At 49.3% G+C, this 11,950-nt stretch carries 11 protein-coding genes; 7 read left to right on the plus strand and 4 right to left on the minus strand.

The annotated features are described in order from the left end of the window. Window positions 1–12: 12 nt before the first annotated feature. The 5 genes from hisS (at window position 13) to RNAN_RS03535 (ending at window position 6,957) form a co-directional block, all read left to right on the plus strand. Window positions 13–1,278, plus strand: coding sequence for a histidine--tRNA ligase (gene hisS / locus RNAN_RS03515; protein ID WP_008218813.1), 1,266 nt, complete (start codon window positions 13–15; stop codon window positions 1,276–1,278). Window positions 1,279–1,315: 37 nt separating this feature from the next. Then, window positions 1,316–1,948 (plus strand): YfgM family protein, encoded by a 633-nt coding sequence (locus RNAN_RS03520; protein WP_008218814.1) that lies wholly within the window; start codon window positions 1,316–1,318, stop codon window positions 1,946–1,948. Further along, window positions 1,920–3,140 (plus strand): outer membrane protein assembly factor BamB, encoded by a 1,221-nt coding sequence (bamB, locus tag RNAN_RS03525; RefSeq protein ID WP_237739882.1) that lies wholly within the window; start codon window positions 1,920–1,922, stop codon window positions 3,138–3,140. The genes RNAN_RS03520 and bamB overlap by 29 nt, the downstream gene beginning before the upstream one ends. Before the next feature lie 72 nt (window positions 3,141–3,212). Then, window positions 3,213–4,691 carry a ribosome biogenesis GTPase Der gene (der, locus tag RNAN_RS03530; protein WP_008218817.1) on the plus strand — a complete coding sequence of 493 codons (1,479 nt, stop codon included), beginning with the start codon at window positions 3,213–3,215 and terminating at the stop codon, window positions 4,689–4,691. Window positions 4,692–4,701: 10 nt separating this feature from the next. Beyond that, window positions 4,702–6,957, plus strand: coding sequence for an arginine/lysine/ornithine decarboxylase (locus tag RNAN_RS03535; protein WP_008218819.1), 2,256 nt, complete (start codon window positions 4,702–4,704; stop codon window positions 6,955–6,957). Between the two features lie 166 nt (window positions 6,958–7,123). Here RNAN_RS03535 and RNAN_RS03540 read toward each other — a convergent pair whose 3' ends face one another. Continuing rightward, a complete protein-coding gene (locus RNAN_RS03540) occupies window positions 7,124–7,690 on the minus strand; it encodes a gamma-glutamylcyclotransferase (RefSeq protein ID WP_008218820.1) in 567 nt (188 codons plus the stop codon). A gap of 32 nt (window positions 7,691–7,722) precedes the next feature. Beyond that, entirely contained in the window at window positions 7,723–8,343 is a 621-nt protein-coding gene (locus RNAN_RS03545; RefSeq protein WP_040551588.1) for a hypothetical protein, read from the minus strand. A gap of 299 nt (window positions 8,344–8,642) precedes the next feature. Here RNAN_RS03545 and RNAN_RS03550 point away from each other — a divergent pair, with 299 nt between their 5' ends. Both RNAN_RS03550 and RNAN_RS03555 read left to right on the plus strand, forming a co-directional pair. Further along, complete coding sequence (locus tag RNAN_RS03550) at window positions 8,643–8,999, plus strand: hypothetical protein (protein ID WP_040551589.1); 357 nt, start codon at window positions 8,643–8,645, stop codon at window positions 8,997–8,999. A gap of 428 nt (window positions 9,000–9,427) precedes the next feature. Beyond that, window positions 9,428–10,324, plus strand: coding sequence for an Abi family protein (locus RNAN_RS03555; protein ID WP_008218823.1), 897 nt, complete (start codon window positions 9,428–9,430; stop codon window positions 10,322–10,324). Window positions 10,325–10,439: 115 nt separating this feature from the next. On the opposite strand, the gene RNAN_RS03560 is transcribed toward RNAN_RS03555, so the two are convergent. Next, the gene (locus RNAN_RS03560) at window positions 10,440–10,826 is read right to left on the minus strand and encodes a hypothetical protein (protein WP_148275644.1); all 387 of its coding nucleotides are present in this window, start codon (window positions 10,824–10,826) and stop codon (window positions 10,440–10,442) included. Between the two features lie 280 nt (window positions 10,827–11,106). Next, the gene (locus tag RNAN_RS18605) at window positions 11,107–11,748 is read right to left on the minus strand and encodes a hypothetical protein (RefSeq protein WP_008218825.1); all 642 of its coding nucleotides are present in this window, start codon (window positions 11,746–11,748) and stop codon (window positions 11,107–11,109) included. Window positions 11,749–11,950 lie beyond the last annotated feature (202 nt).

An 11,950-nucleotide genomic window follows, 5' to 3' on the forward strand; every position in this document is an offset into this window, starting at 1 on the left:
GGAAGATTCATTTTGTCGAAACAAATTCAGGCCATTCGCGGCATGAACGACTGCCTGCCGCAGGACACACCGGCCTGGCAGTATGTCGAGCAGATCCTGCGCAATACCGTTGCCAGCTATGGATACAGTGAAATCCGCTTTCCGATAGTGGAAATGACCGAGCTGTTTAAGCGCTCTATTGGTGAAGTGACCGACATCGTCGAAAAAGAGATGTATACCTTTAACGACCGCAACGGCGATAGCTTAACGTTGCGCCCTGAAGGCACCGCCTGCTGCGTGCGTGCTGGCAATGAGCACGGCTTATTGTATAACCAGGAGCAGCGGCTGTGGTACACCGGGCCGATGTTTCGCCACGAACGGCCGCAAAAAGGCCGCTACCGGCAGTTTCATCAGTTTGGTTTAGAAGCCTTTGGTATGGCCTCGGCCGATATCGATGCTGAAGTGATTATCCTGTCAGCCCGGCTGTGGCAACAGCTGGGGCTTACGCCTTATGTGAAACTGGAGCTGAATTCGTTAGGCTCCAGCGCGTCGCGCGCGGCCTATCGTGAGGCATTAGTCAGCTATCTGGAGCAGCATAAAGCCCTACTGGATGAAGACAGCCTGCGCCGTATGTACAGCAACCCGCTGCGGGTGCTGGACAGCAAAAACCCGGCTTTGGCCGATGTGCTGGCCGCAGCGCCGCAGCTGGCTGACTATCTGGACGAGGAATCCAAAGCCCATTTTACCCGCTTACAGCAGCTGTTAAGCCGCGCAGGCATTGCCTTTAGCCTGAACCCGCGTCTGGTACGCGGGCTGGATTATTACAACAAAACCGTATTTGAGTGGGTAACCACTGAATTGGGCGCCCAGGGTACAGTGTGTGCCGGTGGCCGTTATGATGGTTTAGTGGAGCAGTTAGGCGGTAAAGCAACGCCGGCAGTGGGGTTTGCCCTGGGGCTGGAGCGGCTGGTATTGTTGCTGCAAAGCCTGAATTTACTGCCACAGCTAGCAGCAACCGCCGACATTTACCTGATGGCATTGGGGGATGCGGCGGAACTTGCGGCGTTAACTGTTGCCGAACAGCTGCGCAGCGCCTTGCCGGGTAAACGTATTATGACGCACTGTGGCGGCGGCAATTTAAAGAAACAATTAAAACGGGCAGATAAGTCTGGCGCGGCCATTGGCCTGATCCTGGGCGAAGATGAGCTGGCGCGCGGCGAAATAACCTTAAAATGGTTGCGTGACGATAAGCCGCAGCAAACTTTACTAATCACAGATGTAGCGGCAGTGCTGGCATAATGCTGACAGCGCACTGAGCTAGAAACGGAGTAACGCAGTGGAAATTTACAGCAGCGAAGAGCAACAAGTTGAAGCGATAAAACGGTTTTGGCAGGAATACGGCAAAGCCATCCTTGGCGGTGCGGTACTGGGTTTAGCCGCTTTGTACGGTTTTCGCTTCTATCAGGCCGATCAGCGTGAAGCAGCTGAGGCAGCCTCAAGTAAGTTCAGCCAGTTGGTTGAGCAGCGTGACGCTAGCGCCAGTGAAGACTGGTTAGCCCAGGCGCAGGGTTTTATCGACGGCAGCAAAGCCGATAATTATGCCGTGCTGGCGGCATTGTTGGCAGCCAAGGATGCCGTAGCCCTGCAGCAGTTTGATAAGGCCGCTGCGCAGTTAAACTGGGTGCTGGCTAATACCAAGCAGCCGGAGCTGTTGGCGGTAACGCAGCTGCGCTTAGCGCGGCTGCAGCGTGAGCAGGGCCAACTGGATGCAGCCTTAGCGACCTTAGCTAAGCCGGTGCCAGAGAGTTTTGCTGCTATGCAAGCCGAGCTTAAAGGCGATGTGCTGGTACAGGCAGAGCGTTTAGCCGAAGCTAAAACTGCCTATCAGCAAGCGCTAAGCAGCGCCGGTCAGAACACGCAGTTGTTACAGATTAAACTGGATGAGCTGGCGCACGTCACTGCAGCATAACGAGGTAAGCGTGAAATTACAGCTTAAACAAGCATTATTACTGGCGGCCCTGGTACTGGCGGGCTGCTCCAGTAAAGAAAAGCTGGTGTTACCGCCGGTGACCAATATTATCGACCCGGATAAAGTGTGGAGCCGCAGCATTGGCTCTGGTGTTGAACATTATGAGTCCAGCCTGACACCGATTATTGTTAAAGACACCGTGTATGCCGCCAGCCGCGAAGGCCTGGTGGCAGCCTTTGATCTGGCCTCAGGTAAGCGTAAATGGCAATTTGATTTACGCAAACCGGCCGGCAGCTCACTGTGGCAAAGTATCGGCGCAGTGTGGTCGGGCGATAATGCCCGTATCTCCGGCGGTTTAGCCTTTGGCTTTGATAAACTGTATTTTGGCACCGAGAACGGTGATGTGGTGGCGTTAAGCACCGACGGCGAGCTGGTTTGGCGGGTAGAAGTACCCGGCGAAGTATTAGCCAGCCCGGCAACCGGCGATGGTCTGGTGGTGGTCGCCACGGGTGCCGGCACCCTGGTGGCCTTGCACCCGGATAGCGGCGAGCAGCGCTGGAAATTTGAAAGCGAACAGCCCGCCCTGACCTTACGGGGTGTTAGCGAGCCGGTGATCGAAGCGGGTGGTGTGATTTACGGCTCGGGCAGTGGCCATATTGGCGTATTAATTGCTGAACGCGGCTATCAGGCCTGGGAAGAGCAGGTGGCCGTGCCAATGGGCAGTACAGATCTGTCGCGTTTGGTTGACGTAGACGCCAAGCCGATAGTACAGGGGGGCATCGTCTACAGCATTAGCTATAACGGCGCTTTAGTGGCGCAGGAGCTACGCAGCGGCCGGCAGATCTGGAAGCGGGATTACGCCAGCTTCCGTAATATGGCCATTCAGGGTGATACCTTGTATCTGGTTGATTCACAAGGCCGTATTTACGCGATGGATAGCCGCGCCGGTACCGAGCGCTGGTCACAGTTTGGTTTAAACAAACATTACCTGACCGGGCCTACCGTATACAAAAACTACCTGGTGGTAGGTGATAACAAGGGCAACCTGCACTGGTTAAACCGCGACAACGGCGATTTCGTCGCCCGCCAGAGTATGGACAGTTCAGGTTTTTACACCGAAGCAGTCAGTAACGGCGACGTGTTACTGGTGCAAAGCCGCAACGGTGAGCTAGTCTTATTACAAACGCCTTAATCCGCCCCGGCGGTGCAAGTTTTTTGAACAGGCCTGTAGTGGGCCTGTTTTGTTATTTTTGAGGTGCACCTAATGTTGCCTGTCGTTGCCCTGGTAGGGCGAGCCAATGTCGGTAAGTCGACACTGTTTAACCGCTTAACGCGCAGCCGTGATGCGCTGGTAGCTGATTTTCCGGGCCTGACCCGTGATCGCAAATACGGCACGGTAAAATATGAAGGCCTGGAGTTTATTGTGGTGGATACCGGCGGTATTGACGGCAATGAACAGGGCATTGAAGTGGAAATGGCCGAGCAGTCACTCAAGGCGATAGACGAAGCCGATGTGGTGCTGTTTATGCTCGACGCCCGGGTTGGCGTGACTGTCGGCGATGAGGCGATAGCGGCCCATATCCGTAAAGTAGAAAAACAAGTGTTTCTGGTGGCAAATAAAACCGACGGTTTGGACGCTGACACTGCCATTGCCGACTTTTACAGCCTGGGCCTGGGCGAAGTATACCCAATAGCAGCAGCGCACGGCCGTGGCGTGTCAGCGCTGTTAAACCGCGCTTTGGTGCCACTGTTAAGCAGTGAACAACAGCAAGCACTCAGTGGCGAATTCGATGATGAAGACGGCCCGGCGCTGGAAACCCTGACCGAAGAAGAAGCGGCGGCCGAAGCAGCAAGGCTGCGCAACGAACATATTAAGCTGGCCATTGTCGGCCGGCCTAACGTCGGTAAGTCTACGCTGACCAACCGTATTTTAGGCGAAGAGCGGGTAGTGGTATTTGATATGCCCGGCACCACCCGCGATGCCATTTACATTCCGATGCAGCGCGGCGGCCGTGATTACACCCTTATTGACACGGCGGGTGTGCGCCGGCGTGGCAAAATTGATGACATGGTCGAGAAGTTCTCGGTAGTAAAAACACTGCAGGCGATTGAAGATGCCAACGTGGTCATTTTAGTGCTGGACGCCCGGTTGGGTATTTCTGATCAGGATTTAAGCATTTTAGGCTTTGTGCTTAATGCCGGCCGTTCACTGGTTATTGCGGTGAATAAATGGGATGGCTTAAACGACACTATTAAAGAAGAAGTAAAACGCGAGCTTGACCGCCGTTTGGGCTTTATCGACTTTGCCCGTTTGCACTTTATTTCGGCCTTACATGGCTCTGGTGTGGGTAACCTGTTTGAGTCGGTTGAAGAGGCCTTTGATAGTGCTACTAAACGCCACAGCACTGCGCTGCTAACCCGTATTATGAAAATGGCGCAGGAAGATCATCAACCGCCATTGGTTAACGGCCGGCGGGGAAAGCTGAAGTACGCCCATGCTGGTGGCTACAACCCGCCGCTGCTGGTAATACACGGTAATCAGGTAAACGATTTGCCAGACTCGTACAAGCGCTACCTGATGAACTACTTCCGTAAATCGTTGCAAATGATGGGTACGCCTATTCGCATCGAATTCCGCGAAGGCGACAACCCCTTTGCGCCAACGAAAAAGAACACTGAAACGCCGCTGCAGAAATACAAGCGTGAGCGCCTGATGAAAGCGCGCAAAAAACTGGAGCAATAAGGATACCGTTATGAATTTTCGCTTCCCGGTTATTGTGATTGACGAAGACTTCCGCTCGGAGAATATCTCCGGCTCAGGTATTCGCGATCTGGCCCAGGCCATTAGCAGCCACGGCTTTGAAGTGGTGGGCTACACCAGCTATGTCGATTTAAGTGCCTTTGCCCAGCAAGCCAGCCGTGCTTCGTGCTTTATTTTATCTATAGACGATGAAGAATTTGGCAGTGGCAGTGCCGCTGAGGTAGATAAGGCGCTGGCCGAGCTGCGTAACTTCGTCAAAGAAGTGCGTAAACGCAATGCTGACATTCCGATTTTTTTATACGGTGAAACCCGCACCACCCGTCATGTGCCGAACGACATACTTCGCGAGCTGCACGGCTTTATCCATATGTTTGAAGACACGCCTGAGTTTGTCGCCAAGCATATTATCCGTGAGGCGAAAAAATACCTCGATGCGTTAGCGCCACCGTTTTTTAACGCCTTAATGGATTACGCCTCTGACGGCTCCTATTCCTGGCACTGCCCGGGCCACTCCGGTGGCGTCGCCTTTTTAAAAAGCCCGGTTGGCCAGATGTTTCACCAGTTCTTTGGCGAAAACATGTTGCGTGCCGATGTGTGTAATGCGGTAGACGAGCTGGGCCAGCTGTTGGATCACACCGGCCCGGTAGCGGAAAGCGAAGCCAACGCGGCGCGCATTTTTAACTGCGACCATTTGTTCTTTGTTACCAACGGCACCTCTACCTCGAACAAGATGGTATGGCACTCGGTGGTGGCACCGGGCGATATCGTGGTGGTAGACCGTAACTGCCATAAATCGATTTTGCACTCCATTATAATGACCGGCGCCATACCGGTGTTTTTAATGCCGACGCGCAACCATTACGGCATTATCGGCCCGATCCCGAAAAGCGAGTTTTCACCTGCGGCGATTGCGAAAAAGATTGAGGCCAACCCCTTTGCCCGTAATGCGAAGAATAAAAAGCCGCGCATTCTGACTATTACGCAAAGTACCTACGACGGTATCTTGTATAACGTAGAAGAAATTAAGCAAGAGCTGGGCTCGACTATCGATACCCTGCATTTTGACGAAGCCTGGCTGCCGCATGCCAGCTTCCATGACTTTTACCACAATATGCACGCCATAGGTAAAGATCGGCCGCGCTCAGAAGACACAGTAGTATTTGCCACCCAATCTACCCACAAACTGCTGGCGGGTTTATCACAGGCGTCGCAAATTCTGGTGCAAAACGCGCAAAACCGCAGCCTGGACACGCACCGCTTTAACGAGTCGTATCTGATGCACAGCTCGACCAGCCCGCAGTATGCCATTATTGCCAGCTGTGACGTGGCTGCAGCTATGATGGAGCCGCCAGGCGGCACTGCACTGGTAGAAGAAAGCTTAATGGAAGCGATTGATTTTCGCCGCGCCATGCGCAAGGTGGATGCTGAGTTTGGCGACGACGACTGGTGGTTTAAAGTATGGGGCCCGGATGAGCTGCCAGACGAGGGGTTAGGCACACGCGATAACTGGACGCTGCATGCCAAAGACAGCTGGCACGGTTTTGGCGCGATAGAATCTGGCTTTAATATTCTCGACCCAATTAAAGCCACCATTATCACACCGGGCTTAAACCTGCACGGTCAGTTTGACGAGCAGGGCATACCAGCGGCTATTGTTAGTAAGTATCTGGCCGAGCACGGTATTATTATTGAAAAAACCGGTCTGTACTCGTTCTTTATCATGTTTACCATCGGCATTACCAAAGGCCGCTGGAACTCTATGGTGACCGAGCTGCAGCAGTTTAAAGACGACTACGACCAAAACCTGCCAATGTGGCGCGTTATGCCAGAGTTTGCCAAAAAGCAGCCGCGCTATGAAAAAGTTGGCCTGCGCGATTTATGCCAGCAAATTCACAATATGTACCGTAAGTCTGACGTGGCCAAAGTGACCACTGAAATGTACTTATCGACCATTGAAACGGCGATGACGCCGGCCGATGCCTGGGCCAAGATGGCACACCGCGAAATTGAGCGGGTCTCGATTGACGAGATTGAAGGCCGGGTAACCGCCATGCTGGTTACGCCCTATCCACCAGGCATTCCGCTGATGGTACCGGGCGAGCGCTTTAACAAAACCATTATTAACTACCTGCAGTTTACCCGCGCCTTTAACAGCGCCTTCCCCGGCTTTGAAACCGACGTGCACGGCTTAGTGCGCGAAGCGGTAGACGGCGAAGTGAAGTACTTTATTGATGTGGTAAAAGAGTAGTGCTGAGTTGTAAGTGCTTAGTGCTTAGTGCTGAGTGCTTAGTGTTGAGTGATTAGTTTAAAAGCTCAGTGCTAAATGCTTATCGCTAAAGGCTAAATAAAACCGGGTTGGTGTGCTGCACCGCCCGGTTTTTTATTGGCTGGTGTTTTAGCGGTAATAGCTTGCCTTACAAAAGCTTTAGCAGCTCGCGTTCAATGGCAAATACATGCTCGTCATGCTCATTCATAGCGCGCAGTGCCTGCGCCAGCTTTAGTACATACTCGCTATTTGGCCCGCTGGGGCCGGCGCTGCTGGCAATATGGGCGGCAATTTCGCTGTCACTGGCCGGGCCTAAATAAGCTGCGTTATCGGGTGTGGCTAAATACACTATGCCCTCAGCTTCGCCCGCTTCATGTAGCCAATGCAGTGGGGTAAATACGCGCAAATAGCCGTTTTTCTCGCGGTGGTCTAAATGCTCAAAGGTATCCGGCGTTACCTGATACGCCATACCAGCACAGCGCGCACCGGGCGCTTCAATCAATGTTAACACCCGCCCCGGCGCCTGTGGCGTACCACGGTGATCATGCGAGCCCTGCCAAAACCGCCTTTGCCAGCCATAAATGCAGGCCGGTTTAGTGTCCAGATAAGCAAAATCGGTTTTGTAAATCAGTGAGCCATAGCCAAACAGCCAGACTGATTCCAGATGCGCTAGCGGCTGGCGCTGTTTATTCAGGGAAATAGTGTTGTGTGACATAAGCTATTGTTGGATAAAAAATATAAAAATAATCATAAGTCTGAGGCTGCTTTTTCAGAGTTGGATTTTTTATTTTCCCTTATAACGAGGTCTAAATGCTGCTCGTACACCTTATACAAGAGCGGTTCAGAAATGTGGACGGAAGTTGAAAAAAACTTACCACCGCTAAAAATATTTGTGCAAGACACTGCTAGTTCTAAGTTTACAAACTGCGCTTTCCAAAAATGTTCTCCGGTGGAGAAAACTGTGGCTTTCATGGATGCCTGATACTTTTTATTTAATGCAGATGCTAAGGTTTCAGCGTTATGGCAATAAGGATCTTGCTCAAGGTTGATGTTTATGCTGTACAATTTTTCGTCAATATAGCTGTAGCTAATCTCATCAACAGTGATGTCACCAAATTTCAGTTCATCATTACTACGGTAGTAGGTTTTATTTCTATGGTGTCCTTTCTCCAGCATTTTATTTTCGCTGGGATGGAGATACATATCTTTGACAGGAGACGATCCCAAGGTTAACCCACGAAAGTCTGTTATAGCTGTGTTACGTAATACCTGTTTATCAGTGGATGTTGAGCTGCAACCTGTGAATATAAAAGGTGTTAATAGTAACAGGGTTGTGATTAACTCATTGTATTTATGTGCTTTTTCCATAAATTGGTCTCTCGTGGTAAATGGGTTCTGCAGATTTCTAGACAGCCCCAATTATTAAGGCTATGTATTACCCAAAAGTGCATTGTATTTTTAATTGGGTATTACCGAAAGTGCTTAATCGGGGGGAATATACGTATTTACCAGGATCGGTAAACCAATCAGCACCGATATGCCGTTGTAAATCATTTTGAATCGCTGTAGTGTCATCGACGTTAAGATGACAAAGACTGAAAGCTCTGCGATTAAGTATGGATTTTTTCGCCAGATAAACGTTATGCACTGCACGTAGAGATCATTTTATGACAGAAGCTGGTTGGACATTGCTAGGTGTTATCGTAGGTGCCCTTGGTACCGGATTTTTTAATTGGTTACTTCAAACTCGGCAGTTCTCCCACGAGAAAGAAATGTTTCTTCTTCAGAACAAGAGCTCAACTATGGTTAAATCCGTTCTTAACGAGATGCTCAACCATCGTACCTATACAGACAGGTCGTTTATCGCGCTCAAAGAACGAGTCGGCGGTTATACCGACGATCAAATAAGACAGTTTCTTCACGAAATCGGCGCCAAGAAAGTATCTCGCGATAATGGCACTGAGGAATTTTGGTATCTCGTAACAAGAGAACAAGAGCGTAGTGCTAAACAGCAAAGCAATTGAGGAAAATGAGGCCGTAGCTAATTAATGTTTACTCTGCATAGCTGTTGCTAAAGCGCACTAAGAAATGTTTCGCCATCCGTAATATTGCCTTGAGCTAAGTCGTCTTTCGCTGCGTTAAAACAGTACTTAAGGTACGCCGTTTTCTGCGCATCTTACGATAACTCATCGACGTTTAAGCTGGTTTCATCTGTAGCTAGTGTTGGCATCGTTCTCTCCCTAGCAAAAAGTACGATAGCAGTTTCGCGGATAACTGGATATGGCTAAATTGTGCTGGCTAATCAAGGAGCTAGCCTATTTTGTGAAGGGGATGAACTTAACTTAACTTGATAATTAAGCGTTAACCATTATAATGTCGCGTAACAACACCCCTCCCGCTACCCGTAAGATCAGCGCCCTGTGAGGGGTTACTTTTTTCTGGAGTTTCGCAAATGGAGTTTGCCAAGCCACCGCTAGAGTTTGCCCACCAAGTACAGAAGTTAAGGGAACGCGGGCTAATCGTTGCTTGTCCTGATAAAGCGTCTTTTTACCTATCGCAAATCAATTACTATCGCTTCGGCACCTACTGCTGGACATTCTTTTCTGATTACAATACCCATAAGTTTTTGCCAGACACTACCTTCGAACAAGTTTTAGACTTATACATTTTTGATCGTGAGCTCCGTTTGCTGGTGCTTGATGCGATAGAGCGAGTTGAAATATCTGTTCGAACACAGTGGGCTTATCACCTCAGCCATTTTGCAGGTCCGCATGCCCATCTTGATAAGCAGAACTTCAATTTAAAAGGTTTTGCTCATCAGGATTTTATCGATCAACTACAACTCGAATTACGTCGTACAACAGAGCCTAATATCCTGCGGCAGCTGCAAAAGTATGATGAACCGGCACCGGCAATTTGGATTTGTTGTGAGGTACTAAGTTTTGGCTGGTTATCAAAAGCTGTTAGTGGGTTGGCAAGACGCAGATTGAAGCAGGACATCGCTGATAATTTCGGCTTGAATGAAGTTGTATTGACGTCTCTGTTGCACCATTTAGTCACTGTCAGAAATATCTGCGCTCACCACTCCAGACTTTGGAATCGTGATTTTACCATCACCACAAAATTGCCTAATAATGGCGACCAGAACACGATAAGTAGCATAAATCTGGCTAAACCAAGAGAGCTGTACAACACCCTAGTGTTAATAGGCCATGTAATGAATAAAATAGCACCGGATAATCAGTGGCGACATCGTCTGGTCGATTTGCTGCACCGCTATCCGGCTACTGACACTTCGGCAATGGGTTTTCCTGCAGACTGGCGTAAACGTGCTATCTGGCAATTTTAACCCGTGGTCTCATCAAGCTTTACCTCTTGTTCGTCACAACGAAAATGCAGTTATAGTTAATTGATCCTGGGATAAGTACCGTCTAGGATTGCTGCGTGTTGATTACAACCAAACATTACTCCGGCAGTCGTTCTTTAAGTGCTTCCAGCAAAGCCTGCGCGCTTTGCTCGGTTGCCTGGCAAGATGCTTTATCTAGATAAGTTGAAACCTGGGCATTCAAGCTGTTGTAAATATGACTCTGGGCTTTATTTGCTTGCTCTGCCAGTAACTCTTGCTGTTCTGTCATGCCAATGACAAAACTCAGATCATCCTCGCTGGCCAGCGCTTTGGCACCATCAGATAGGTCAAAAGCCAGATCCATCAGTTGCTGCTTCTCTTCAGTAGAAAAGCCAATGGTATGCTCTGCGCAGGTAAGTAGAGTGACAAAGGCCCTACCATGTTCAGTAAAGCCAGTAGCCGAAGGTTGGGCTGTAACTAATAATAAAGCAAGCAATGACATCATGTGTTTGCAGATACCTTTAGACGAATCAATTCGTACAGAAATATGCAGCTAAACACGGCCAAAGCCATCAAATATCCCACAGGATAATGGATTGCTTTCACTGCCATAACGCAAGCTCCCGCCAAGGGAGCTGCTTTGTAAAGTGCCAATTTAGCTAAGTCTGTTAGCGCGCTGGGTTCGGGCGCTATTAATTTGTATTTCGCATCAATCACAACGGCGAAATATAAACAAATCGCCATTATGCTAAGAGAAATCAATGAGCTAACAATATGTAATATCATTAAAAATCTTCAAGTCTCAGTAAACCACGCATTGCCAGTTCCTTTTTAGCGTTGTTAGCGCCCGTAGCGGTTAACGCATGCATGCAACCGGCAAAAACAGTAACAATAGCAGCGGCAACGCCTGCGCGTTGAACTGTAACACCACTGGCACCAAATTTCTTCGCCGCAGCCCCAGCTAAATTTGAATTAGAACCTTGTTTAGCTGCATTCACTATTGCGGTTTTAACCCCGGATTCACTTGCTGCCAACAGCGCACCACCCAAAGTAACGGCAGTTAATGAGCCAAAGTCTAAACCTAACTTCTCTACTGAGCTCGCAAAGTCATTGTTCAGCTTGTAGTAGGATTTCAGCTCGTCATCAGACAAGCTCCAACTGAACCAGTATGGGTTTGCAATCATTTTTGCTGTCATGGGGGCCAGTTTGGCTAACAGATAACCGCGTGGTAAATCAAGAATAGCTTTATTAACTTTCATCCGGTCAAGATGGTTAAGACTTCTGAACGTGAGAATACCAGTCAGAAGGTATAAGCCATTAGAAAGGCTCTTCAGCTCGGTGGCGTACTGCGTCAGATCCATTAATTTAATCAAAAAACCTAGAGGATCTTCTTTGTACTCAGCAGCAACATATACGGAACGGGCCATCACATTCTCCTTTGCGAATATAAAATTTCGGCTAGTCTAACCGTTAATAGTGTAAATGTGAATCTTATGTTTTAAATGTAAAATAAGTGGGATTTTTCCGCAGGTTAAGCTATGAACACAACATACTTAAGAATGCTTAAAAATTGAGACGTAGCTATCGTCGACAATTTTGCTAGAAACAAACAATCTGTGGTGTAGTTAA

This window comes from Rheinheimera nanhaiensis E407-8 (genome assembly GCF_000296695.1).
In the GTDB taxonomy this organism is placed as follows: Bacteria; Pseudomonadota; Gammaproteobacteria; order Enterobacterales; family Alteromonadaceae; genus Alishewanella; species Alishewanella nanhaiensis.